This window comes from Sphingomonas sp. MMS12-HWE2-04, assembly GCF_044881185.1.
GTDB lineage: Bacteria > Pseudomonadota > Alphaproteobacteria > Sphingomonadales > Sphingomonadaceae > Sphingomonas.
The window spans coordinates 953546-977287 of record NZ_CP173254.1 but is presented as its reverse complement, the minus strand read 5'-3'; the positions used below and the strand labels follow the sequence as shown (position 1 = coordinate 977287).

The following is a 23742-nucleotide window of genomic DNA, read 5'->3' as shown; positions in this document are numbered from 1 at the left end:
GTGACCGCACCTGCCGTCCACCTCTGGCGCCTTCTCAAATGGGGCCGCATCCTCGCGCGCCATGGCGCGCTGCGCGGGATCGAGCGCGATCCCAATACGCCCAAGCCGGTTCGCCGCATCGCGCGCCTTGCTCGTTTCGGAGCGCGCGTCCCCGCGGTGCCGCGCTATGCCGACGCCTTCCAGGCGATCGGCCCCGCGGCGATCAAGCTTGGCCAGACGCTTGCTACGCGCCCCGATCTCGTCGGCGAGGCTGCGGCGCATGACTTGCTCCGCCTCCAGGATGCGCTCCCCCCGCTCCCCTTCGCAGTGATCCGCGACCGGATTGAATCGTCCTATGGCCGCCCGCTCGAGACCTTCTTCGCCTCGATCGAGGAAACCCCGGTCGGCGCCGCGTCGATCGCGCAGGTCCACCGCGCGATAACCACCGACGGACGCACCGTCGCGGTCAAGGTGCTGCGCCCGGGCATCGAGGCCGAATTCGCCCGCGCGATCACCACCTATGAATGGGCGGCCGCGCAGGTCGAGGGGATGGGCGGCGAAGCCGCGCGACTGCGTCCGAGGCTGATCATCGAGCATTTCAAGCGCTGGACCGCGCGCGAGCTCGATTTCCGCCGCGAAGCTGCCTCGGCATCGGAACTGGCGGAGGGGATGACTGCCGAGCCCGATTTCATGGTGCCGCAGATCGATTGGCAGCGCACCACCGGCAAGGTGCTGACGCTCGAATGGATCGACGGGATCAAGCTCAGCGACCGCGCCGCGCTGATCGCCGCCGGGCACGACACCACGCTGCTCGCCTCCAATCTGATCCGCGCCTTTCTCCGCCAGGCGATCGCCGAAGGCTTCTTCCATGCCGACATGCATCAGGGAAACCTCTTCGCGCTCCCCGATGGCCGCATCGCCGCGATCGACTTCGGCATCATGGGCCGGATCGACCGCCGCGCCCGCGTCTGGCTGGCAGAAATCCTCTACGGGCTGATCACCGGCAATTATAAGCGCGTCGCCGAGATTCATTTCGAGGCGGGCTATGTGCCCGCGCACCACAATGTCGCCGAGTTCGCCACGGCGCTGCGCGCGGTCGGCGAGCCGATGCGCGGGCTTCCGGTCAAGGACATGAGCGTCGGCGCGATGCTCGACGGGCTGTTCAACATCACCCGCGATTTCGACATGCAGACGCAGCCGCATCTGCTGCTGCTGCAAAAGACGATGGTGATGGTCGAAGGCGTCGCGCGCAGCCTCGATCCCGACATCAACCTGTGGGAGACCTCGGGCCCATTCGTCGGCGAGTGGATCCGCACCGAACTCGGCCCCGAGGCCGCGGTCGCCGACCGGCTGATCACCGATCTGCGCACCCTGGCGCGGCTTCCCGAGCTGATCCGCAACATCGAGCTGCGCTATCCCGCCCCCGGTGGTGCGCCGCCCGCCCCGCCTTTGCGCGAGATCGAAGTCGTCCGCGTCGGCGGTGGCTGGCGCTATGCCGTGGTAGCGCTGCTTGCCGCGGTTGCAGCCGCCAGCGCGACGCTGCTGCTGACATGACCCGCGGGCCCGCCCGCCCGATCTGGCTCGCCGCGCCGAGCCGCTACGCCGGCCTGGGGCGCACCCCAGGGCGTCTGGTCGCCGCGGCGCTCGCGCTGCTGATCCTCGCCAGCCTCGCCAGCCTGTGGAGCGCCGCGCCGCCGCCCAAGAGCAGCGAGCCCGCCACCCAGGCCGACGACCAGCGCGACGTCGTGCTCTATACCAACATCGTTGCCGCGGTTCGTCACGGCGATGGCTATTACACCTCGGCCGCGCGTGCGTTGCGCGGCGGCGACTATCCGCTGCGCCCGTTCTTCACCTTCCGCCTGCCCACGCTGGCGATGGTCCAGGGGCATCTCCCCGAGCCCGTGATCGTCGGCCTGCTGTTCGCGCTCGTCGTCGCGGTGGTGCTCGCCTGGGCGGCACGGCTGCGCACCGCGCTCACCGGCCGCGCACCCACCGTGATCGCCCTTGCGCTGCTCGCCGGCGGACTGATTGCGTTCGTCCAGGCCGATCTCTGGCCCTTCCACGAAATCTGGGCCGGCCTGCTTCTCGCGCTCAGCCTCGCGCTGCGCCGCCCCGGCCGCTGGGCAGAGGCCGCCGCGATCGGGCTGATCGCCGCTTTGGTCCGCGAGACCGCCGGGCTGTACCTGTTCCTGATGATGGTTCTTGCCTGGCGCGAAGGCTATCGCCGTGAGGCACTGGGCTGGCTCGCTGCCGGGCTCGCGCTCGCCGCCGCGCTCGCCGCGCATGCTTACGGCGTCGCGCAAGTCACCAACCCGGTCGATCCCGCTTCGCCCGGCTGGGCCGGGCTGCTCGGCCCCGGCTTCTTCGTCACGGCGATCAAGGCGTCTACCGCGCTGGCGATCCTGCCGCTCGCTGCCGCGGCGCCACTAATCGCGCTCTCGCTGTTCGGCTGGGCCGCCTGGCGCGATCCCACCGGCCTGCGCGCCGCCGTCACTTTCTTCGCCTATGCCGTGCTGCTCGCCGTCTTCGCGCGCCCGGATACTTTCTATTGGGGGCTGATGATCGCCCCGGCCTTCCTCGTCGGCCTGATCTTCGTCCCTGATGCGCTGCGCGACCTGGTCGGCCGGAGAGTCGACAAGCCGCGGATCACCGTGACAAGAGTGACGCGATGAAGCGCATCCTGCTGATCGTCGGCGGTGGCATCGCGGCCTATAAGGCCTGCGAACTCGTCCGGCTGTGCCGCAAGGCCGGGATCGGCGTGAAGGTCGTGCTCACTGAAGGCGGCACGCACTTCGTCACGCCGATGACGCTCGCCGCGCTCAGCGAGAACCCGGTCTACACCACGCTGTGGGATCTCAAGGATGAGGCCGAGATGGGCCATATCCAGCTGAGCCGCGAGGCCGATCTGGTGGTGGTCGCCCCCGCCACCGCCGATCTGCTCGCCAAGATGGCCGCAGGCATCGCCGACGATCTCGCCACGACCCTGCTCCTCGCCACCGACAAACCGGTGCTCGCCGCGCCGGCAATGAACGTTCGCATGTGGCAGCACGCCGCCACCCGCCGCAACGTCGCGACGCTGCGCGCCGATGGCGTGACGGTGCTCGAGCCCGACGAGGGCCCGATGGCGTGCGGCGAATATGGCCCCGGCCGGCTGCCCGAGCCAGAGGCGATCCTCGCCGCGGTCCAGGGTGCACTGGGCCTCGGCGCCGCGCGCCCGCTCTCCGGCAAGCATGTCCTGGTCACCGCCGGCCCCACCCATGAGCCGATCGACCCCGTCCGTTACATCGCCAACCGTTCCTCCGGCCGCCAGGGCTATGCCATCGCCGGGGCTCTGGCCGCGCTGGGCGCAAAGGTGACTTTGGTCTCCGGTCCGGTGACGCTCGCCACGCCCCCGGGCGTCACTCGCATCGACGTCGAGACCGCGCAGGAAATGGCCAATGCGGTCGCCGCCGCGCTTCCGGCCGACGCCGCGGTGATGGTCGCCGCCGTCGGCGACTGGCGCGCCGAGGCGGCCGAGCAGAAGATCAAGAAGGGCGATTCCCCTCCCCGCCTCGAACTCTCTGAAAATCCCGACATCCTCGCCTTGCTCGCCCACAGCCCGCACCGTCCCCGGCTGGTCGTCGGCTTTGCTGCCGAGACCGAGAATGTCCTCGATCACGCCGCCGCCAAGCGCGTTCGCAAGGGCGCCGACTGGATCGTCGCCAACGACGTCTCGGGCGACGTGATGGGCGGCACCGAGAACCGCGTCCACCTCGTCACCGCGCAGGGCGTCGAGACCTGGGAGCGCATGGCCAAGGACGAAGTGGCCCGCCGCCTCGCCGATCGGATCGCCGAAGCACTCTGAGGCGGGCTCTTCGCAACGACCATATTGCGAGCCTATCGCACTATAATTGCGATCCCTTCGCAATTACGGTGGCACCATCAGGCCGCGTCACCGATGCGCGGCCATTGCGGCCACCGCCCCCCGGGCGTACACACCGTTTCGGCCACGAACCGCACGGCCTGGCGCGATTGCGCTTTCCAAATGGGATTTCTTCTGCTTGCCTCGCCCCGTCATGATCCGGTTTCCACGTCTCTCCTTCGCCCGGCGAGCTTCTCCGTTTTCCCCAAGGCGGTTCCCCTTCGGTTCCGCCGCCTGTGCCCTGCTGGTCGCCGCCTGCACCCCGGCACCCGCGCCCGAAACCGCAATCGCGCCCGCCGCCAAGCTCCATCTCGAAACCTTCGGCACTGCCCGCCCGGCGCAGACCCGCACGCTGATCGTCGTCCTCCACGGTGACGGCGATGCTGCCGCGCGTTCGGATCATTATCGCTTCGCCGCCGAGGCGGCGCGCGCCGTGCCCGAAAGCGCCGCGGTCGCGCTGCTCCGCCCCGGCTATGGCGACGCCAGGGGCAATCGCTCGCCCGGCGAGCGCGGAACCGACACCGGCGATAATTTCACCTCGGACCGCATCGCCGCGGTTGGCGACGCCATTGTCGCGCTGCGCCATCGCTATGGCGAAGCGCGCGTTGTCATCGTCGGCGATGCCGGCGGTGCCGCGATCGCCGCCAATCTCGCCGGTATCCGCCCGGGCTTGATCGACGGCATGGTGCTGGTCGGCTGTCCGTGCACGCTCCCCGAATGGCGCGCGCTGATGAAGGCGCAGGCGCCCGCCGGCGGCTGGGGCAGCCAGGTCGCCAGCCTCGATCCGCTCAAAACTGCGGGCGGCGTCGCGCCGTCGCTGCGCGTCGCGGTGCTCGTCGGCGCCGACGACAAGGTCACCCCCGCCGCGTTGTCGCGTGCCTATGCCGAGGCGCTGGCATTGCGCGGGGTCGCCACCGATTACCGCATCGTACCGGGCAAGGGGCACGATTTGCTCAACGACCCTGAAGTGCTCGCGGCAACCACGCGCCTTGCCGCAGCGCTGCCCAAGAAGATCTGATGACGCTCGCGCCAGGCGCCCGCCACGCCGTCGCCACCGGCTTCGCCATGGCGATCCCCGAAGGCTTCGAAGTCCAGGTCCGCCCGCGCTCGGGCCTCGCGCTCAAACATGGCATCACCTGCCTCAACACCCCCGGGACGATCGACAGCGATATTTATGATACCCCCAATCTTTGGGTGAATCACCTCTGAGACCCATCCGGTGCCGCTGACTCGCAATCGATGCGGTGCTGAGAGATAGCTGAGACCATCCCTCAGCCGAAGTGCCGCCAGACCAGATTATGCCGGTAGTCCATAGGAGGGACCCGCGCCCACCGGCGCGCGGATCCAAAACGCTGGCGGCGGTGGCCGCGGGAGGTACCTGTGGGCTAGCGGTATAAGCTGCGTGCCGCCGACTTTACTGCCGCCGCTCATCCGGGTGATCTCGCGACCATCGGCACCCTTGATCGACACCGAGACCGGCGGGAGCTACGGCACGAAATGGCGTTCCATCTGGGTCGGCGACTTGGGCCAGGGCTGGGCGTCGAGGGTTACCTGGAGCGCGGACGAAGTGAAGACATCACGGGCCGCGTCGCCGCGGCGCGTCCAGCCCGCAGTGTCGGGCCTGGCGATGATCCCATAGCCCGAGCCCTGGTCGACCTCCTTCTTGTCGAGCGCGATCGTCACATGGACGATGTTCGGGCCACACGCCTCGAGCGACACCAGCCCGCCATTGCGCTCCACGGTCGCGAGCGACTGGGCCGCGGCGGGGCTCACGCAGAGCGACTAGGCCGAAAGCAACAGGCATCAAAGGATCATGGCTTTCCCTTTGTGAAATTGCGGCGCTGAGGAATGTGCCCGCGTCATGAGCGTGTCGGACGCGCGCGATAGATCAGGTTGTGGAAGGCGACGCTGCCCTTCCCCGACGCGTAGACGCCCGGCCGCAGGCTCAGGAAGCCGTCCGCGACATTGTGATTGTAGCCGGCAACCTCGAACGAGCGCTCCTTGGTCCAGCTCTTGCCGTCGATGCTGTAGTAGAAGGTGACGACATTTTCGTCGTTCACCGCGCGCAGGTGCAGGCGTCCGGTCGCGACGGCTCCGCCCGGCGGCCAGCGCTCTTCCTGGCCGATGCGCCACGCGTGCAGCTTGCCCGGCGATAGCCCGAGGCCGCAAAAGAGCTTCTCGTTGTAGAACAGCAGAAGCCCGCCCTGGGCGACGCCTTCCAACTCGATCTCGACCTCGACTTCATAGGTGCGGTCGCCCGCGACGAAGAGCAAGGGAGACGAGTTCGCCGGGCCCCTGCCCTGTCCGGCCAGCCGCAAGCTGCCCCGCCCGAGCGTCGCACGGTGCGACAGATCGCCTTGCGGCGCATGGAAGGCCAGCCTGGTGCCGAACGCATCGTCGGTGAACCGGGACAGCGCCACGCCATGCGCGCCCGAGGAGGTAGGCACGGGCTTGGCGAGCGGCCGCGACAGGTCCCCGCCGAGCGCACGCGGCCAGCCGTCGCGCGTCCACTCGATCGGCTCGAGCAGCATCTGGCGGCCGAGCGTGCGAAAGCCATTCTCATAGCCGTGATAGACTAGCCACCAGTCGCCGGCGGGGCCTTCGACCGCCGTCGCATGACCGCGCGACCACCATGGCTCCTCGCAGCTCGCCGTCCGGACCACCGGATTGTGCGGGCAATTCTCCCAGGGCCCGTGGATCGAGCGCGACCGTGCCACCACGACCATATGGCTGGTCGGGGGGCCGGCTGTCCCGCCCTGGCCGGAGAACATGTAGAACCAGCCGTCCTTGCGCAGCAGCTTGGGACCCTCAAGTGCGAAGCCTTCGATGATCCAGTCCTCGGGGATCGGCCAGCCGCCATAGACATGCTCGACCTTGCCTGCAGCGGAGAGGCCATCGTCGCTGAGGCGCACGCGGTGCCCGCCATTGAAGAAGAGATAGCGCTGGCCGTCCTCGCCTACGACGTGGCCCGGGTCGATATAGCCATCGATGCCCATGTCGACCGGCTCGCTCCACGGCCCGCGCATATCGTCGGCATGGATCACCCATGTCTTGAGCGAGCGCGCGGCATCGGCGGAGTCGAGCGCCGGAATGTAGATGAAATAGCGGCCGCCATGCTTGGCGATGTCGAGCGCCCAGACCGAGCCGATATTTCGCGTGAGCGCCGTGGTGAGCGGTGTCCAATGGATGAGATCGCGCGAATGCCAGATCGGCACGCCGGGATAATATTGGAACGACGAGAAGGTCGCATAATAGTCGTCGCCGTCCTTCAGCACGTTGGGATCGGGCCGGTCGCCGGCGAGCACTGGATTGCGATAGCGGCCATCTCCCAGGTCGGCGACGCGCTGCCCCTCGATGCCGGTCTTCCAGACTGGGCCCGCGCCCACCTCGCCCTGCGGCGCCAGGCTGTCGGCATGCGCCTCGGCCGCCACCCCGAGCGCGCCTGCGGCACCGAATGCAAGGCTGAAGGTTTCGCGGCGCGTGGCTTTCATGGTCACTTTCTCTGGGGGGCAGCAAAAGCCGCTGGATAAAAAGAGACGCCACGGTTCGGGGCGGCATCCCAGGGGGAGCAATTTGCGGTTTACCGGCTCGATCTGCGCGAGGACGACGTCATCGGTCCGCGGGGGCATTCACGACCTGCGGCTCATGCCGCGTTCCTCGTCGCAGCGGCACAGTGCCGGGCGATATAGTCCTCGTGCCGCGGCATCGCCTCGGCGCTCTGCGCGATGATATCGCGCATATGCGTCATGAAGCGCGTCGTCTCCTCGATCGGGAGCATCCCCACCAGGGGATCGGCCGCGCGCGGTACGATGTTCTGGCCGAGCAGGACGGCGATCCAGCTCTCGATCGTGAAGAGCGAATTATGCGCCTCGAAGATGCGCCCCTTTTCCTGCCACAAAGCGATCCGCGCGGCGAGGCTGTCGGGAATGTCCATCGTGCGGCAGTGATTCCAGAAGTCGGAATCGCTGCGATCGGTGGCGTGATAATGGAGGATGATGAAGTCGCGAATGTGCTCATATTCCTCGACCAGCCAGCGATTATATTCGTCGATCTCGATCGCGCTAAAGCCGCGGTCCGGGAACAATGCCATCAGGCGGAAGATGCCCGACTGGATCAGGTGGATGCTGGTCAACTCGAGCGGCTCGATGAACCCGCCTGCGAGGCCGATCGCCACGCAGTTCTTTTCCCAGAGCTTCTCGCGCCGCCCGGCAGTGAAGCGCAGGAGGCGAGGATCGCCGATAGTAGGGGCGTCGAGCCCATCGATCAGGCGTTTTAGCGCAGCCTCCTCGTCGGTATGCGCGCTCGAGAAGACATGGCCGTTGCCGACGCGGTGCTGCAGCGGGATGCGCCAGCGCCAGCCGCCCGGCTCTGCACTCGACCTTGTGTAAGGAATGGGCGGCGCGACGGTCGCGCTGGGCACGGCGATCGCGGTGTCGCATGGCAGCCAATGCTGCCAGTTACGATACGGTACACCCAATGTTTGGCCGAGCAGCAAGGCGCGAAAGCCGCTGCAGTCGACGAAGAAGTCGCCTGCGATACGCCTGCCATCCTCGAGCACGACCGCAATGATCGAGCCGTCGAGCGGCGCCTGTTCGACCGCCGCGATCGTGCCTTCGACGCGCACGACCCCCCGCGTCTCGGCATGCGTCCGCAGGAAGCGGGCATAAAGCCCGGCGTCGAAATGATAGGCATAGCCAAGACCCGACAACACCGCCTCGGGGTTGCTGACCGGCTTGGCGAAGCGCCTGCGCCGTGCCGCCGCGATTGCGATGGCATAGTCGCCCAAGGGTCCCGGATCGGCGTCGGCGCTACCGAGCAGATGCTGGCGCAGCCAGATCTGGTGGAAATTGAGGCCGAGCATCTGCCGGCCATATTTGCCGAAGGGATGGATATACCGGTCCCCTTGCCTGCCCCAGTCGACGAACTCGATTCCAAGCTTGAACGTGCCTTGGGTCGCGGCGACGAATTCATTCTCGTCCACGCCGAGCGCGGCATTGAAATCCTGCAAGGGCGGGATCGTCGCCTCGCCGACGCCGACCGTGCCGATCTCGTCCAATTCGACCAACGTCACTGCGACGCCTGCGTCCGTCAGGCGCGAGACCGCGGCGGCGGTCATCCAGCCCGCTGAACCGCCGCCGACGATCACCAGCTTGGTGATCGGCTTCTCCGCGAACGGCGTCATGCCGCGTTGGCGCCCAGGCCAAAGCCCGAGCGCTCGGCAAACCGGACAAGCTCGCGGTTCGACGGCAATTGCTGGACCGCATAGTGCGCCTGGCGCTCGATCGTGGCGAACGCAGCCTTTGCTTCCGCCTCGAACCGAAAGGCACCTGCCCTTGCCGACAGGTCCGTCTTCCAGCCCATACCGTACAGCACATATTGCCAGCTGGACTCAGTGAAGATGTCGACGTTGCGGTCGACGTCCAGCTCGTTGGGCGGGCGGAACCGCCAGCGGTCGAGCAGCTCGTGCAGGCTGTCGGGCGCCGAGGCCGGGTCGACATTGTCGATCCAGAACGGGCTATCGCGGCGTTCGCTGAGGAAATAGTGCAGCTTGATGAAATCGAGGCTGCGCTCGTAGCGGCGGCGCAAATTCGCGTTGAACTGGCGCGCCGAGGTCTCGAAGTCACCGCCCCAGGGAAAGAGGTTAGCGATCATGCCCGCGGCGACTTCCGAGAAGACGATCCCCGTCGCCTCGAGCGGTTCGAAGAAACCGCTGGAGAGTCCGACCGCCACGCAGTTCTTGACCCAGTTCACTTCGCGGTATCCGGCATCGAAGCGGAAGTGTCGGGTCTCCAGCGCCGCGCCGGCAGGACCGACATAGGCGCGCAGGCTGCGCTCCGCTTCTTCCGCGTCGCTATGCGCGGACGAATAGACATGGCCAATGCCGCGGCGTGCCGCGAGACCGATGTCCCAGATCCATCCCGACTGCTGCGCGGTCGAGATCGTGTAGGAGGCGATCGGATCGTCCGGCTGCGCGTAGGGCACCTGGATCGCGATCGCGCTGTCGCAGAACAGGGTGTCACGGCACGATTTCCAGGGCTGGCCGAGCGCCTTGCCGATCAGCTCTGCGCGAAATCCCGTGCAATCGACATAGAGGTCCGCGCTCAGCACGCCGGTGGCGGCACCGCGCACGCCGGCAATCGCTCCGTCCTCGGCAAGCAAGACTTCCTGCACCGTATCCACGACATGGCTCACGCCATTGGCGATGCCCTGTTCGCGCAGCAGCGCGGCGAGCGACACCGCGTCGAAGTGAAAGGCATAGTTTAGCGGTCCGACAAAATCGGGGTGGCTCGGCAATTTGGGTGCGCGGTGCGCGTCCGCCGCGCGCTTCTGCGGCGTGTTGACCTCGTCCCAATTGGCATCGCCGGCAAGCCCGAGCAGCCAATAGGGAAGAAGCTCCGGCCCCTCGCGGTCGTCGGTCTCCTGAAAGGCATGGAGATAATGATCCTGGCCGGCCATGCCCGGGGCGTGGCGCCAATGCACAAACTTGGCGCCTTGCTTGAAGGTCGCGCCGCAGCGGCGGATCAGCTCGGCCTCGTCGATCCCGATCCGGGCGAGTGTTTTGCGGATCGTCGGGAAGGTCCCCTCGCCGACGCCCAAGATCCCGATATCGTGCGATTCTACCAGCGTGATCGCAACGCCGCCGGGACGATCGGCGCCGAGCATCCGCGCGAGATATCCGGCGGTGAGCCAGCCGGCGGTCCCGCCTCCCACGATCAGGATCCGTCGGCCGTCGGCAACCATCGATACGCTCCGAACAAGAAACGGTGGCGGGCAGCGACGCCGCCCGCCACCAGGAGGAGGTCAGAATGCCAGATTGATGCCGGTGCTGATACGCCTGTCGGTCTGGAACCAGCTGCGTCCGAGCAGTCGGCCTCCCGGATAGCCGCCCATCGTCGTGCGCTGCATCGAGTTGGTAAGGTTGGTGCCCTGGACGCCCCAGGAGAAGTTCTCGGTGACCTTGAAGCGCACGCCGGCTTCCAGCTGGCCATAGGCCGCGCCATAGATCGGCAAGGCGATTTGGATGCCGCCGTTGTTCACATTGGCGGCGGAGTAGAAATTATAGGTCGGGTTGGTGCCGTTGCTGTTGGTCGACTGGAGGTATTGCGAACGCCACGAATAGGCGATCCGCGCCGACACTGCCTTGCGTTCGTAGAGCAAGGTCGCGTTGAAATTGTGCTTTGACAGACCTACGAGCGGCGCATCGTTCCTGATCGTGCCGTTGATGTCGCGGTACAGATCGCCCGGATTGTCGCTGTCGATGAAGGTGTAGTTGCCTTCGAACCCGAAGCCGCTGAGCACGCCCGGCAACATGTCGAAGAAGAAGCGGCCTCCGATCTCGACGCCCTTCACCGTCGCCGCCTCGCTCGAGTTCGAATAATCCGAGGCGGTGGCGGAGACATTCTCGCTGGTCCCGTCCGTGAAGACGACGGTCACGTTGCGCGTGGTCAGCGAGTAGATCGGCAAGTTGGTCAGCCGCTTGTAGAAGGGCGCCAGATGGAAGGTCGTTCCGGAGCCCGGATACCATTCGAACGAAAGGTCGAAATTGTTCGATAGTGTCGGCTTGAGCAGCGGGTTGCCGGTATCCGCGGTGAAGTTGGTGAAGAGCCCCGGCGCGTTTCCGCCGGCGGGGTTGGCGGTCGTCGCCACGCCGATCGAGCCCGATGCGCGCAGCGCCTGGAAGGTCGGCAGGTCGAGCGTGATATTGTAGCCCGCACGCAGCTTGGTGTTCGCGCTGGGGGCGAATTCCAGATTAATCGACGGCAGCGCGTACGTGAAATTGGCCTTGCCGCCGCGCGCGATCGCCTGTGCGCCCAGCGCCTGGATCTGGCCGTTGCGGACGAACGTCGCGCCATTCTGCTGGATATAGCCGCTTCCCTCGTTGCGGATATTCACCACGCGGACGCCGACATTGCCCGAAATTCCGCCCGGCTCGGTCGAGCCGAAGCGCGCGAGCACATAGCCGGCGGTAGACCGGGTCTTGTTGTCCACCCGGTCGCCGGGAAGGATGAAGCCCACCGGCCGGATGCCCGCGCCGCCATAGGTCGAGTTCTGCAGCGGACCGGACGCCGAGCAGTCGAATTCGCGGCCGGTGCAGAAGCCCGCAGGCGGCGACGAATGGAGCAGGTTGCGGTCGAACTGACGCACCAGGTCGTCGGTGGCGAACATCAGGTTGGCGGGAAGGTCCGCCTGGCCGTGGAAGAAGTTCTTGAAGACGTGCAGCTCGACATCGCCAGGCGCGGCATTGGCATAGGTAAGCTGCGGGTCCCCGTTCCAGCCACGGCCCAGCGCCGACCAGTTATAGCCGTTGGCGAAATCGCGCTCGGTGCGTTCGGCATAGCGCCCACCGGCCTTGATCGAGCGGAAGAAGCTGTCGTCGAACTTGTACTCGACGTCGAGATTTGCGGAGTCGAGGCGCCCCTTATTGTCCTCGTCGTGCGGCATCGTCGCCGTCCAGAAATAATTGGCCGGGTTCAGGAACGCTGCCTGGGTGCCCGCGGGCACGCTGACTACCGGCAGGTCGCCGCTCAGGTCCATTCCGAAGCCCGATGGGAAAGCCACATCGCGGAACACGTCGAGACGCGTATATATCTGCGAGGATTCCACTCGCTGGAGCGCGCCCTTGACCGACAGCGGACTGTCCGAGGGCGACCAGTTGAAGCTCAGCGAATAGTCGCGCGTGCGCGTGTTGCTGGCATAGGCGCCCTTGTTGCCGCCCGTGGTGATCGGACCGCCCGGCTGGAAGGTCGCGGGATCGCGATTGAAGAAGGAGGGCGACGAAATCAGGATGTTGTTGTTGTCGAACTTGCTGTTCGCCGGGTCCACCGATAGATTCTGCGACGAGACGAACGCGCCCCAGTCGCCCGAATTATTCTTGTAGCGCGATTGGAAGAAGGTGCCCGTGAAGGTCAGGTCGGGCGAAGGCGCCCATTGTACGGCACCATAGATGCCGGTGCGCGTCCGCTGAAACTGCTCCTCACCAAAGGTATATCCGCCCGGCACGAAGTAATCGGTGCCGCTGATCCGGGTCTTGAAATAGGGTTCAACGCGGAAGAAGTGCGAGTTGGAGCTGAGCCGGCTATAAGCATAGTCTCCCAGCACGCCGATCTCGCCGATCGGCGTGGACCAGCGGGCGCTCGCAAGGATCGATCCCGAAAAATCCGCTTCGCGCGCAAGGTCGCCCATGCTCAGATCGCCAGTGGCGGCAACATGGAAGCCCTTGGAATAATCGAACGGGACCTTGGTACGCAGGTCGATCTGGCCGCCGGTGCCGCCTTCGATCAGGTCGGCCGTCGACGCCTTGTAGACGTCCACCGCCGCCATCAGCTCGGGCGTGACGTCGGCGAACTGGAGCGCGCGGCCATTATTGGCGCTGAAAATCTCGCGGCCGTTGAGGCGCGACGCGACCCCGGTGAGGCCGCGGACCTGGATGCCCGATCCTTCCACCGAATAATGATCGGGATCGTTGAGCGCCGCGAAACGGACGATGGTGACACCAGACACGCGCTGCAGCACCTCGGTAATCGAATTGTCGGGAAGCTTGCCCGCGTCGTCCGCCACGACCGAGTTGATGATCGTCTCGGCGTTGCGCTTGCGCTCGTCGGCGGACTGCAATGCGGCGCGCCGGCCGGTCACGACGATCGCGTCGGACTGTGCGTCGGTCTCAGTCTCCGCCTGCTGCGGCGCTGCTTCGACCGGGCCGGCGCCTTGCGCGAAGGCAGGAAGCGCGAAGCCCGTGCCGATCAGCGCCAGCAAAGACACGCTGCCCTTCGCCGCAACCCGGCGACGTCGTGAATTGGTAATCATATCCCCTCCCTTTCATCGGGTACGCCGCCATTATTGACGGTCGCATCTTGTCATCTGCCAGCGTTGTCGGCCTAAGCGGACGGAAGCGCTAACACCCCGAACTAAAGGCCACAAACGCTGGGCCGAGTCCATGGATGTTAGCGCGAACAACAGCCGTAATAGTCTGATTTTAAATGCGTATTTCTGTCATAAATTCCGGTTGGCAAATATGAGGTCCGGCCTGCAAGGTCACGATCCGCTTCGCAACATTTCCGGATGTTTCACATGGTCACACTTGTCTGACTTAGCGGTCACGTAGAGATTCCGGCCGCAACAAGCCTGCATTTCGCAGCCGCGGTGCCGCCGTCCGGGGCGGCGCAAATCCTGCTAGCACTGCCTCGCGGCAAACCTCTTCATCTGATTGCCAGATTGATCGATAGTGCTGCTCATGAACCAGGCCCACAAGCTCGCGTCCGGATCGGATGCGCCGCACCCCGCGGGGTTGCTCTACGGGCCCGAGCGAGGATCGCGGCGCGATATCTGGCGCAGGAAGCTGATCGCCGCGCTCCGGATATTCCTGCTCTGGACGGCCGTGGGCGCGTTCGTGGCCGTCCCCGACATGCTCGATGGCTTCAAATGGTCCGAGACCATCGGAAAGTTCGTCGAATCCTGGTCCTGGGCGCTGCTCACCCCTGCCATACTGTTCGTGGATCGCCGGCTCATATCGGCCGACTACAGCGTTCCGCGCATCGTGGCCACGCACCTTGCGCTGAGCGTGCCGTTCAGCGTCGCGCACAGCTATCTTGCCGGCCTGATCCTCTACCCCATCCCTTCCGTGTGGTGGAATCCGCTGCGGAGCACCGAGTTCGCCATTTATTTCTACCTCAGCGGCTGGGGCACCTATTGCGGGGTCGTCGGAATTCTTCAGGCCCTCAAATTTTATAACCGCTATCTCAGCAGCCAGGTCGAGCTGGCGCGGGTCGAGAAACGATACGTCGAATCCCATCTGAACGCGCTGCGCCTGCAGCTCGAGCCGCATTTCCTGTTCAACACCCTCAACGCCATCTCGTCGGAGCTCGATGCGAACCCCGAGCTCGCCCGGGAGATGATCGAGGATCTGGGCACGCTGCTTCGCCAGTCGCTCGACTGCCAGGGCAGCAAGGAAATTACGCTGGCGCAGGAGCTGGGGCTGCTCGATCGGTATTTCGCCATCCAGAAGCTGCGCTTCGGCGACAGGATCCATGTGCAGGTCGAGGTCGAACCGGCCACGCTCTCCGCCATGGTGCCCTCGATGTTTCTCCAGCCGCTGGTCGAAAATGCCATCCGGCACGGGCTTGAGGGTCGTCTGTCGGGCGGATCCATTCTCGTCTCGGCAGAGCATGTCGACGACCAGCTGCATATCAAGGTGGTCGACGACGGTGTCGGCCTTCCGCCGCAGTGGAAGATCGAGACATCCGCAGGGCTCGGCATCAGCGTGACGCGCGAGCGCCTCGAGGCGCTCTATGCCGAGCCGGAAGGCCATGAATTCACGGTCGAGCGGCGCAAGGGCGCAGGCACTGAGGTCACGATCCGCATTCCCCTGCACAGCATTGGAAGCGAGGCACGTGACATCGCAGCCTAGGCCCATCTGCGCGCTCGTGGTCGATGACGAGGCGCCCGCGCGCCGGCGGATCTCGGACCTGCTGGCGAAGGACAGCGACGTCGCCACCGTCCTGACGGCTGAGAACGGCGTGGCCGCGATCGCCAAGATAGAGAGCGCCAAACCCGATATCGTCTTCCTCGACGTCCAGATGCCCGGCGTCGACGGCTTCGGAGTGATCGAGGCGATCGGCCCCGAGAACATGCCCCTCACCGTCTTCGTCACCGCCTATGATCATTTCGCGATCCGGGCCTTCGAGGTCGAGGCGATCGACTATCTGCTCAAGCCTTTCAGCGGTAAACGCTATGAGCGAACCATGGCGCGGGTGAAGGAGCGGCTGCGCAATCCCGATCCAGCCGATCCCGACAGCGCCACGGGCTTTGGTCCCGAGCTACTCAAGCTGGTCGCCAAGCGCGCCAAGCCTGGAGAAATCTGGGACTGGATCGCGGTAAAATCCCGCGACACGACCCGCCTCCTGATGACGGAGGAAATTGATTGGATCGAGGCGGCCAGCGTATACGTGACCGTGCACGCAAAGGGTGAGGAGTTTCTCTATCGCGCAGGCCTCGCGGCAGTCGCGAGCCGGTTGGACCCGTTCCGCTTCGTGCGCATACATCGATCGCACATCGTGAACGTCAGATCGATCGATTCGCTCGAGCGCCGTTCTCATGGCGAGTTCGAGGTGACGCTCAAAACCGGTACCCGGCTCATGATGAGCCGTACCTATCGTTCTGAGGTTGAAGCGGTATTGGGACAGCCGCTCTAATTCACCGTCGTCCCACCGGTCGGTGGCGAGTACCTCGCCGCGCCATTGGACTGAACGATTTGAGCACCGGCACCGGATCGAAGCGTGCCTCGTCCGCTTCCTGAGCAAGCGGCGCCGCGTCGTTGGCGAGCAAAGCGGCGCGCAAGGTTCAGTGAGCAGCTTCATCGCCTGCCCTCCCCCAAATTCCCGCAGGCAGTCGGAAATGGATCGAGTGCATCGCAAGCCTCCACCGCCCAGAACCAGCGTGGCCCCCGGAAACGGGGGTGGGCGGCACCAGCGAACAAAGAGGCCCGCCGTCGAACGGTCCCGGCAGCGAGCGCCGACCGCACCCGCGCTCCGGGAGCCACAAGCAACGCCGCTGCGCCAGCGGCGTCCACAGCCACACCCGCGGCGAAGCCGCCACTACAAGGGCGGGCCCACCGGCGGAGCGGGCGGACCAGCGGCGTCGAACCGCGCTTCGAGCGCCGGGCGGCAATTGTCGTCCGCGCCGAAACTGGGCGCGCCGCCCGCCCGCGTCGCCGGAGTGCCGCGGGGCCGCGATCCAGCGCCGCCCCCTGTCCGCTACGCAGCAAGGCGGCTGTGTGCTTCGTCGTTTCGGCGCTTTTGAGGCCACTATACGGACCAGTTCCGGCGACATTTTCGACCTGGGCCTGCGCCACCGGGTTGGGACGCAGTCCAGCGACCGTCCGGTTCGCCTGTGCCGCCTCGATGCCGGCATTGGCCGCGTCCGCCGACGGTGCCGCGCCGCCAGCGACGGCAACGGCCTGTTCGAGCGTCAATATCGGTGCTGACGTATCGACCGATATGCGCTTCTGTTGCGCCTGCGCCACGGAGGCACAGGACGCCGCGGCGAGCATCGCCGCGAGCAATTTCTTCATGGATATCTATTCCTGACTGATGCGCGTCAGGCCGGCATGCGCCGACCGGCGAAATCGTCAGGCTTGGGGTGGCTTCGGCAGAACATTGCCATGCGCGTTCGGCACAGGGGCGCTCAACTGACCGATCCTTGGTATGACCATGAGCACAGCAGTCTCGGGGCCGCAGGCAATGGCTGGCGTTCCGACATCATGCCCATGGCAGGCGTTGTGATGGTGCGGCAGGCCATTGTCGCGGTCTGCTGGAACTTCGTCGCCATCACCCGGCGCATGGATAGTCAACTCGATGCCGAGCACGCTCCCGCCCGCCGCTTCAGCGGCATGCGCCATGCCTGCGAAGCCGGTCAGCACCAGCATTAGACAGGCAAGAAAAGGGAGGAGCTTACGCATCATCTACCCCCTATCACTCCGCCGCCACTGTGTAACTGAGGTTTTCCCGGGCCAACTCTTTGCGCGCCTGCATGATAATTTGCGTACCCCCGGAAATGCCGAGTGCCGCCATGATGCCGGCGACGATCAGGTCGGGCCATGCGGTGCCGGTGCCGAACACACCAGCTGCGGCGAGGACGACCGCGATATTGCCGATCGCGTCATTGCGCGAGCATATCCAGACCGATCGCATGTTCGCGTCGCCGCTGCGGTAGCGATACAGCATGATGGCGACACCCGCGTTCGCGATGAGTGCTATAATTCCGACGATCCCCATGACTTCGGCCTGCGGCGTTTTGCCGTTCCAGATTGCCCCAACGGTGATCGCGAGCACGTAGAGCCCGAGCGCGGCAAGCGTAGCGCCCTTCAGCAGGGCAGCACGGGCACGCCAGGCGAGCGCCATTCCGGCAACGCCGAGGCTGATCGCGTAGTTCGCGCTGTCGCCAAGGAAATCGAGGGCATCCGCCTGCAACGCCTTAGAGCCGCCAGCGACGCCTGCTACCATGTCGGCTACGAACATGGCGGCGTTGATGCCGAGCGCGATCCATAGAGCGCGCCGCCAGGAGGGGTCATTGGTCGGATCGGGCTTTGCCGATGCACAACTGTTGCAGGCCATCTCCACCTCGTGATTCGCGATGTGGAACGCTATATGCACCCTGTAGCAACTACAGACTCAAGGACTTTCTGGTGGCCCAGGTGACAATCGGCGGTCTATCGACCGCCACAGGCGTGAAGATCGAGACCATCCGCTACTACGAGCGTGCCGGCCTGATCTCGCCTCCCTTGCGCACGGGCGGAAATTATCGATCCTATGCGCCGGAGGACGTTGTCCGGCTTCGGTTCATCAAACGAACCCGAGATCTCGGGTTCAGACTCGAGGAGGTCCGGGCGCTGCTGGACATTTCTGTTCAGCAGGATCGTGACTGCTGCGAAATCGACGCCCTTGCGACCGAGCACCTTGCAGAGGTGGATCGAAAGATCGCGGATCTGACCTCGCTGCGTCAGCAGCTGTCGTCAATGATCGCTTCGTGCCGTGGCGGCACCGTGGCTGACTGCCAAATACTGGAAGCATTCCAGCACGAGTAGCGGCTCACCTGCTCCCCAAAACTCCTCCAATTTGAGCTAAAGTCCTTCATTGAGGAGGACGGAGATGAAGCGCAGCAGGTTTAGCGAGGCTGCGGTCGCGTCTTCGCGAGATCGCGCTCGAGCGTCGCCGGTTCGGCTACCGTCGGCTGGGGATCATGCTGGCGCGCGAGGGTCTCGTCATGAACCACAAGAAGCTGCTGCGGCTGTATCGCGAAGAGAACCTGCGGGTGCGACGTCGGCGGGGTCGCAAGCGCGCGATGGGCACGCGAGCACCGATGACCTTGCCGCAAGGTCCGAACCAGCGCTGGAGCCTGGACTTTGTGAGCGACACGCTGGTGTGCAGCAGGCGTATCCGCATCCTCGCCGCCGTCGATGACTTTACGCGCGAGAACCTCGCGCTGGTGGCCGACACGTCGCTATCGGGCGCTCGTGTTGCCCGCGAGCTTGACGCGATCATCGCGGCTCGCGGCAGGCCGCTGATGATCGTGAGCGACAACGGGGCCGAACTGACCAGCCTGGCGATCCTGCGCTGGGCGCAGGACCGGCAGATCGAGTGGCATTACATCGCGCCGGGCAAGCCGCAGCAGAACGGCTATGTCGAGAGCTTTAATGGTCGCTTGCGCGACGAATGCCTGAACGAGACGCTGTTCGCGTCATTGAGCCATGCCCGCTCGGTGCGGAACGGCTGGCGCTACGATTACAACCATGTGCGGCCGCACAGCGGGATAGGCGGGCTGACGCCCGCCAATGCTGCGAGGCGGCTTGTGCAGCACCGCCCGCAAGGGCCTCGCTGCTTGGAGGCGCAGAGGATAGGACCACACTTTCGGCTCCGTCGCATTGCCACTCGCGCCGAGGCGCACTAGCCATGCCGAAACATGGATATGAGCGGGAGTTAACGTGGCCGACCCGACGATTGAACTGAAGGTTTTGGACGAGCGTCTGCACGAATGGGGATTGCCAAAATACCAAACGGCATTGTCCGCGGGCATTGACCTTCACGCTTGCCTTGCTGAACCACTTCAGCTTGCGCCGCAGGCCCCCGCGGTGCTGATCCCTTCGGGCATAGCGGTGCTGATGAACGACCCGCATATGGTTGGCTTCCTCCTTGCCCGGTCCGGCCTAGGCCATCGCAAAGGGCTGATATTGGGGCAATCAGTCGGTACGATCGATGCGGACTATGCGAATGAGATATTTATCAGCGCGTGGTTGAGGACACCCCCGGGCAGTGAGCCGCTTACGATCAATCCGGGTGATCGCATTGCTCAACTCGTTTTCGTGCCCATCTACCGACCTTCGTTTGAGATTGTTTCCGAATTCTCCTCTGCGACAGAGAGAGGGCTTGGCGGTTTCGGTTCAACCGGAATTTAGGACCGATAGCCTGCGGCACCGTCCTCACCGCCGTCGGCGGTTGCGTTCAAGGGAGGTCGAAGATGAACTTTGAACTCCCTTGAACGCCGAAATGGGTCTCGTGGAGAAGTTTCGGGTGAATCGAGGAAAGATGTTGCAGCAAACATACTTCACCCAGACGTTGGGAATAAATCATGGGTATCGCGGCGAAGTGAAGGTAATTCTGGCCAACCTGGGCGACGCGCCCTTCGTGATTGCCCGCGGCGATCGCATCGCCCAGCTCGTCCCCGCGCCGGTGCAGCGCGCCGTCCTCGACGAAGTCGAGACGCTCGACGAAACGCTCCGGGGAAGCGGAGGCTTCGGGTCGACGGGCACATGATCGTCGCGCTCGCCCTGGCCGCCGCATTGCAGGCGGAACCGCTCGACTGGAACGCGCTCCCGCCACTGCCCTATCGCGCGCCGCCGCTGATCACGCCCGAGATGGACGCTTTCGTCCGCCGCGAAGTGGCGATCCGCAAATGCCCGGTCGAGCACGGCAAGGCGCTGATCGTCGAGGTTGCGGTGCTCGTCGATCCCGCCGGCGGCATCCGCACCACCGTTCCCCGCGCGATCCGCTGCGCCTCGGTCGAGCAATATGCCGCCGCGCTCGTCGCCGGCTTCGCCCGCAACAACCTTCTCCCCCGCTCGACCGACGCCGAGCATTGGTATCGGACGAGTCTCAGCTTCGTCATCGCGAAATGAGCCTCAGCGACGCTGAACTCGATCGCTATGCCCGCCACATCGTGCTGCGCGAAATCGGCGGTGCCGGGCAGATGCGATTGAAGGCGGCCAGTGTCGCGGTGATCGGTGCCGGCGGGATCGGATCGCCGGGCATCCAGTATCTCGCTGCCGCCGGCATCGGCAGCCTCACCGTGATCGATCACGACGAAGTGTCGCTGTCGAACCTGCAGCGCCAGACCCTCTATTCCACCGAGGATATCGGATACGAGAAGGTCGCGGCTGCCGGCATCGCGGTGAAGAACCTCAATCCCCATGTCGTCTATCATGGCGGCGCGATGCGGATCGATCGCGGCAACGTCGACAGCATCATCGGCCGCCATGATGTCGTCCTCGACGGCACCGATAATTTCGCGACGCGCCTGCTCGTCGCCGATGCCTGCCTGCGCCACCGCGTCCCGCTGGTCTCCGCCGCGGTCGGCGAGTTCGAGGGCCAGCTCGCCACCTATCGCGGCTGGGAAGCGGACAAGCCGTGCTATCGCTGTTTCGTCGGCAGCGATCCAGAACGCGAAGGCGTGAGCTGCGCCGAGCAGGGCGTGCTCGGCGCACTCACCGGGGTTCTCGGCAGTCTCGCCGCGCTCGAGACGATCCGTGCGATCACGCCGTTCGGTGAGGACACGGCGGGCAAGCTCGTCCTCATCGACGCGCTCGCATTGCGCTTCCGCACGCTCTCCCTGCCCAAGGACCCGCATTGCCCGGCTTGCGGTAATGGAAATGGTAACCTTGTTTCTCCAGTGACACGATCATGACCAACCCGCGCGTTCTCGTCACCGGCTCGGCCGGCTTCATCGGCTTCCACACCTCGAGCAAGCTGCTCCAGCGCGGCGCGACCGTGCTCGGCGTCGATAATTTCAGCGACTATTATGATCCCGCGCTCAAGGAAGCGCGCAACGACATCCTGTCGAACCATCCGAACTTCAGCGTCGCCCGCGTCTCGATCGACGACATTGCGGGCTTCGGCGCCGCCTGGGCCGAATTCCAGCCGGACATCGTGATCCATCTCGCCGCCCAGGCCGGGGTGCGCTATTCGATCGACGCCCCCGAAAGCTATGTCGCGGCGAACCTGATCGGCAGTTTCAACGTCCTCGAGCTCGCCCGCCGCCACGCGACCAAGCATCTGCTCGCCGCCTCGACCAGCTCGGTCTATGGCGCCAATACCGAGATGCCGTTCACCGAGACGCAGCGCACCGCGACGCCGATGAGCTTCTACGCCGCCACCAAGGGCGCTACCGAGCTGATGGGCCACAGCTACGCCCATCTCTACAAGATTCCGATGACCTTCTTCCGCTTCTTCACGGTCTATGGCCCGTGGGGCCGGCCGGACATGGCGCTGTTCAAGTTCACCAAGGCGATCCTCGCCGGCGATCCGATCGACGTCTACAACAACGGCGAGATGGTCCGCGACTTCACTTATGTCGACGACCTCGCCGAAGCGATCGTCCGCCTGACCGACGCGATTCCCGGCAGCGAACCGGTGGAGGGCGACAGCCTTTCCCCCGTCGCGCCGTTCCGCACGGTCAATATCGGCGCCGGCCAGCAGACTCAGTTGCTTGACTATATCGGCGAGATCGAGCGCGCGCTGGGCCGCCCCGCGATCAAGAACATGCTGCCGATGCAGCAAGGCGACGTCCCCGCCACCGAAGCCTCGGCCGCGCTGCTCCGCCGGCTCACCGGCTATGCCCCATCGACGCCGCCCAGCGAAGGCGTCCCCGCCTTCATCCGCTGGTATCGCGAGCATTATCAAAACTGAAACCCGGCCCGGCCTACCCTGCCCGCTCTGACTGAGAGGCGACGGGGTTAGCATGAGCATCGATTGGCCAGCCCATGGGCTGAAGCTCCAGGCCCGGATCGAATTGGGCAATGCCCTGATCGGCGTGGTCGGCATGGGCTATGTCGGCCTGCCGCTCGCGGTGGCGTTCGGCGAAGCGAGCTGCCCGGTTCTCGCCTTCGATCTCGATTCCGCCAAGATCGACGCGCTCCACGCCGGCCAGAGCTATATCAAGCACATCGCGTCGGACCGCATCGCCCCGCTGGTCGCCGCGAAAAAGCTCGACGCCACCGCCGATCTCGGCCGGCTCGGCGAAGCCGACGTGGTGCTGATCTGCGTCCCTACCCCGCTCACCCGCCATCTCGAGCCCGACCTCAAATATGTCGAGGCCACTACCCATGCGATCGCCAAGACGCTGCGCAAGGGCCAGCTCGTCATCCTCGAATCGACCACCTATCCCGGCACCACCCGCGAGGTGATGCAGCCGATCCTCGAGGCCGCGGGGCTGGTCGCCGGCAAGGACTTCTTCCTCGCTTATTCGCCCGAGCGCGAGGATCCGGGCAACCCGACCTTCTCGACCACCAAGATCCCCAAGGTCGTCGGCGCCGACGATCCGGTCTCGGCCGATCTCGCGCTGGCGCTCTATGGCCATGTCGTCCCCCAGACGATCGCCGTCTCCTCCGCCGCTACCGCCGAGGCCGTCAAGATCACTGAGAACGTCTTTCGCGCAGTCAACATCGCGCTGGTCAACGAATTGAAGCTGATCTTCACGGCGATGGACATCGATGTGTGGGAAGTGATCGATGCGGCCAAATCGAAGCCGTTCGGCTTCATGCCCTTCTATCCGGGTCCGGGCCTGGGCGGGCACTGCATCCCGATCGACCCTTTCTACCTCACCTGGAAGGCGCGCGAATATAACCAGCACACCAAGTTCATCGAGCTCGCCGGCCAGATCAATGCCGACATGCCCCGGCACGTCGTCCGGGTGATGTCGGACAGCCTCGACGAACGCTTCGGCCGCGGCCTGCGCGGTGCGCGCATCCTCGTGCTCGGCGTCGCCTACAAGAAGAATGTCGAGGACATTCGCGAGAGCCCGTCGCTGCGCCTGATGGAGATGATCGAGGCCCGCGGCGCCACCGCCGATTTCCACGATCCCCATGTCGCCCAGATCGACAATACGCGCGAGCATCCCACGCTCAACTTCCGCAACGGTGTCGCCTGGGACGCGGCGGCGATCGCCGGCTATGACGCCGTGCTGATCGCCACCGATCACGACGCGGTCGATTATGCTGCGCTGGTCGAGGCCGCCCCGCTGGTGATCGACACCCGTAATGCCTGTGCCAGGGCGGGCGTGGTCAGCGAGAAGGTCGTCCGCGCCTGACCACCCGGCCT

The 23742-nt window shown here is 65.4% G+C and carries 20 protein-coding genes and 3 pseudogenes; 16 read left to right on the top strand and 7 right to left on the bottom strand.

Features of this window, described 5'->3' with window-relative positions; all coding sequences use genetic code 11:
* The 5 genes and pseudogenes from ubiB to AB2M62_RS04450 all read left to right on the top strand — a co-directional run.
* Window positions 1-1533, top strand: a complete 1533-nt coding sequence (gene ubiB, locus AB2M62_RS04470; protein ID WP_404338162.1) for a 2-polyprenylphenol 6-hydroxylase — start codon at window positions 1-3, stop codon at window positions 1531-1533.
* Window positions 1530-2651 carry a hypothetical protein gene (locus AB2M62_RS04465; protein WP_404338160.1) on the top strand — a complete coding sequence of 374 codons (1122 nt, stop codon included), beginning with the start codon at window positions 1530-1532 and terminating at the stop codon, window positions 2649-2651. The genes ubiB and AB2M62_RS04465 overlap by 4 nt, the downstream gene beginning before the upstream one ends.
* Entirely contained in the window at window positions 2648-3823 is a 1176-nt protein-coding gene (gene coaBC, locus AB2M62_RS04460) for a bifunctional phosphopantothenoylcysteine decarboxylase/phosphopantothenate--cysteine ligase CoaBC (protein WP_404338158.1), read from the top strand. Before AB2M62_RS04465 ends, coaBC begins: the two co-directional genes overlap by 4 nt.
* A gap of 211 nt (window positions 3824-4034) precedes the next feature.
* Complete coding sequence (locus AB2M62_RS04455; RefSeq protein WP_404338156.1) at window positions 4035-4898, top strand: alpha/beta hydrolase; 864 nt, start codon at window positions 4035-4037, stop codon at window positions 4896-4898.
* Window positions 4898-5050 (top strand): annotated as a pseudogene (locus AB2M62_RS04450) (dUTP diphosphatase); the annotation flags it as partial. The gene AB2M62_RS04455 and the pseudogene AB2M62_RS04450, both read left to right, overlap by 1 nt.
* Window positions 5051-5365: 315 nt before the next feature.
* On the opposite strand, the gene AB2M62_RS04445 reads toward AB2M62_RS04450, so the two are convergent.
* The 5 genes from AB2M62_RS04445 to AB2M62_RS04425 form a co-directional block, all read right to left on the bottom strand.
* Entirely contained in the window at window positions 5366-5653 is a 288-nt protein-coding gene (locus AB2M62_RS04445) for a hypothetical protein (protein WP_404338154.1), read from the bottom strand.
* Between the two features lie 86 nt (window positions 5654-5739).
* Window positions 5740-7371 carry a family 43 glycosylhydrolase gene (locus AB2M62_RS04440; protein WP_404338152.1) on the bottom strand — a complete coding sequence of 544 codons (1632 nt, stop codon included), beginning with the start codon at window positions 7369-7371 and terminating at the stop codon, window positions 5740-5742.
* A 152-nt stretch (window positions 7372-7523) separates the two neighbouring features.
* Complete coding sequence (locus AB2M62_RS04435; protein WP_404338150.1) at window positions 7524-9062, bottom strand: tryptophan halogenase family protein; 1539 nt, start codon at window positions 9060-9062, stop codon at window positions 7524-7526.
* A complete protein-coding gene (locus AB2M62_RS04430) occupies window positions 9059-10621 on the bottom strand; it encodes a tryptophan halogenase family protein (RefSeq protein ID WP_404338148.1) in 1563 nt (520 codons plus the stop codon). Before AB2M62_RS04430 ends, AB2M62_RS04435 begins: the two co-directional genes overlap by 4 nt.
* Window positions 10622-10681: 60 nt before the next feature.
* A complete protein-coding gene (locus AB2M62_RS04425; protein ID WP_404338147.1) occupies window positions 10682-13684 on the bottom strand; it encodes a TonB-dependent receptor in 3003 nt (1000 codons plus the stop codon).
* Between the two features lie 427 nt (window positions 13685-14111).
* On the opposite strand from AB2M62_RS04425, the gene AB2M62_RS04420 reads away from it, so the two are divergent.
* From AB2M62_RS04420 to AB2M62_RS04410, 3 genes are all read left to right on the top strand, one after another.
* Complete coding sequence (locus AB2M62_RS04420) at window positions 14112-15284, top strand: sensor histidine kinase (RefSeq protein WP_404339797.1); 1173 nt, start codon at window positions 14112-14114, stop codon at window positions 15282-15284.
* 16 nt (window positions 15285-15300) lie between these two features.
* A complete protein-coding gene (locus tag AB2M62_RS04415) occupies window positions 15301-16068 on the top strand; it encodes a LytR/AlgR family response regulator transcription factor (protein ID WP_404338146.1) in 768 nt (255 codons plus the stop codon).
* A 708-nt stretch (window positions 16069-16776) separates the two neighbouring features.
* Window positions 16777-16962 (top strand): hypothetical protein, encoded by a 186-nt coding sequence (locus tag AB2M62_RS04410; protein ID WP_404338145.1) that lies wholly within the window; start codon window positions 16777-16779, stop codon window positions 16960-16962.
* A gap of 41 nt (window positions 16963-17003) precedes the next feature.
* On the opposite strand, the gene AB2M62_RS04405 is transcribed toward AB2M62_RS04410, so the two are convergent.
* A complete protein-coding gene (locus AB2M62_RS04405; RefSeq protein ID WP_404338143.1) occupies window positions 17004-17333 on the bottom strand; it encodes a hypothetical protein in 330 nt (109 codons plus the stop codon).
* Window positions 17334-17346: 13 nt separating this feature from the next.
* Window positions 17347-17988: a cation transporter gene (locus AB2M62_RS04400; protein ID WP_404338141.1), complete on the bottom strand. Its 642-nt coding sequence runs from the start codon at window positions 17986-17988 to the stop codon at window positions 17347-17349.
* Between the two features lie 71 nt (window positions 17989-18059).
* Here AB2M62_RS04400 and AB2M62_RS04395 point away from each other — a divergent pair, with 71 nt between their 5' ends.
* The 8 genes and pseudogenes from AB2M62_RS04395 to AB2M62_RS04360 all read left to right on the top strand — a co-directional run bounded on the left by AB2M62_RS04395 (window position 18060) and on the right by AB2M62_RS04360 (window position 23731).
* The gene (locus tag AB2M62_RS04395) at window positions 18060-18458 is read left to right on the top strand and encodes a helix-turn-helix domain-containing protein (RefSeq protein WP_404338139.1); all 399 of its coding nucleotides are present in this window, start codon (window positions 18060-18062) and stop codon (window positions 18456-18458) included.
* An 83-nt stretch (window positions 18459-18541) separates the two neighbouring features.
* Window positions 18542-19321, top strand: a pseudogene (locus AB2M62_RS04390) (IS3 family transposase); the annotation flags it as partial.
* A gap of 34 nt (window positions 19322-19355) precedes the next feature.
* Window positions 19356-19826: a dUTP diphosphatase gene (gene dut / locus AB2M62_RS04385; protein ID WP_404338138.1), complete on the top strand. Its 471-nt coding sequence runs from the start codon at window positions 19356-19358 to the stop codon at window positions 19824-19826.
* A gap of 166 nt (window positions 19827-19992) precedes the next feature.
* A pseudogene (locus tag AB2M62_RS04380) lies at window positions 19993-20184 on the top strand (dUTP diphosphatase); the annotation flags it as partial.
* Entirely contained in the window at window positions 20181-20546 is a 366-nt protein-coding gene (locus AB2M62_RS04375; protein ID WP_404338137.1) for a hypothetical protein, read from the top strand. The pseudogene AB2M62_RS04380 and the gene AB2M62_RS04375, both read left to right, overlap by 4 nt.
* Window positions 20543-21331, top strand: a complete 789-nt coding sequence (locus AB2M62_RS04370; protein ID WP_404338135.1) for a HesA/MoeB/ThiF family protein — start codon at window positions 20543-20545, stop codon at window positions 21329-21331. The genes AB2M62_RS04375 and AB2M62_RS04370 overlap by 4 nt, the downstream gene beginning before the upstream one ends.
* Window positions 21328-22332 carry an NAD-dependent epimerase/dehydratase family protein gene (locus AB2M62_RS04365; protein ID WP_404338134.1) on the top strand — a complete coding sequence of 335 codons (1005 nt, stop codon included), beginning with the start codon at window positions 21328-21330 and terminating at the stop codon, window positions 22330-22332. The genes AB2M62_RS04370 and AB2M62_RS04365 overlap by 4 nt, the downstream gene beginning before the upstream one ends.
* Window positions 22333-22384: 52 nt before the next feature.
* Window positions 22385-23731, top strand: a complete 1347-nt coding sequence (locus AB2M62_RS04360; protein WP_404338133.1) for a nucleotide sugar dehydrogenase — start codon at window positions 22385-22387, stop codon at window positions 23729-23731.
* Window positions 23732-23742 lie beyond the last annotated feature (11 nt).

Bases quoted from the DNA above. Each gene is read 5' to 3' on its own strand.
- AB2M62_RS04360 (WP_404338133.1), top strand. From the start codon at position 22,385: ATGAGCATCGATTGGCCAGCCCATGGGCTGAAGCTCCAGGCCCGGATC.
- AB2M62_RS04410 (WP_404338145.1), top strand. From the start codon at position 16,777: ATGCCGGCATTGGCCGCGTCCGCCGACGGTGCCGCGCCGCCAGCGACG.
- AB2M62_RS04420 (WP_404339797.1), top strand. From the start codon at position 14,112: ATGAACCAGGCCCACAAGCTCGCGTCCGGATCGGATGCGCCGCACCCC.
- AB2M62_RS04375 (WP_404338137.1), top strand. From the start codon at position 20,181: ATGATCGTCGCGCTCGCCCTGGCCGCCGCATTGCAGGCGGAACCGCTC.
- AB2M62_RS04465 (WP_404338160.1), top strand. From the start codon at position 1,530: ATGACCCGCGGGCCCGCCCGCCCGATCTGGCTCGCCGCGCCGAGCCGC.
- AB2M62_RS04400 (WP_404338141.1), bottom strand. From the start codon at position 17,988: ATGGCCTGCAACAGTTGTGCATCGGCAAAGCCCGATCCGACCAATGAC.
- AB2M62_RS04435 (WP_404338150.1), bottom strand. From the start codon at position 9,062: ATGACGCCGTTCGCGGAGAAGCCGATCACCAAGCTGGTGATCGTCGGC.
- AB2M62_RS04405 (WP_404338143.1), bottom strand. From the start codon at position 17,333: ATGCGTAAGCTCCTCCCTTTTCTTGCCTGTCTAATGCTGGTGCTGACC.
- AB2M62_RS04430 (WP_404338148.1), bottom strand. From the start codon at position 10,621: ATGGTTGCCGACGGCCGACGGATCCTGATCGTGGGAGGCGGGACCGCC.
- coaBC (WP_404338158.1), top strand. From the start codon at position 2,648: ATGAAGCGCATCCTGCTGATCGTCGGCGGTGGCATCGCGGCCTATAAG.
- AB2M62_RS04455 (WP_404338156.1), top strand. From the start codon at position 4,035: ATGATCCGGTTTCCACGTCTCTCCTTCGCCCGGCGAGCTTCTCCGTTT.
- AB2M62_RS04365 (WP_404338134.1), top strand. From the start codon at position 21,328: ATGACCAACCCGCGCGTTCTCGTCACCGGCTCGGCCGGCTTCATCGGC.
- AB2M62_RS04370 (WP_404338135.1), top strand. From the start codon at position 20,543: ATGAGCCTCAGCGACGCTGAACTCGATCGCTATGCCCGCCACATCGTG.
- AB2M62_RS04440 (WP_404338152.1), bottom strand. From the start codon at position 7,371: ATGAAAGCCACGCGCCGCGAAACCTTCAGCCTTGCATTCGGTGCCGCA.
- AB2M62_RS04425 (WP_404338147.1), bottom strand. From the start codon at position 13,684: ATGATTACCAATTCACGACGTCGCCGGGTTGCGGCGAAGGGCAGCGTG.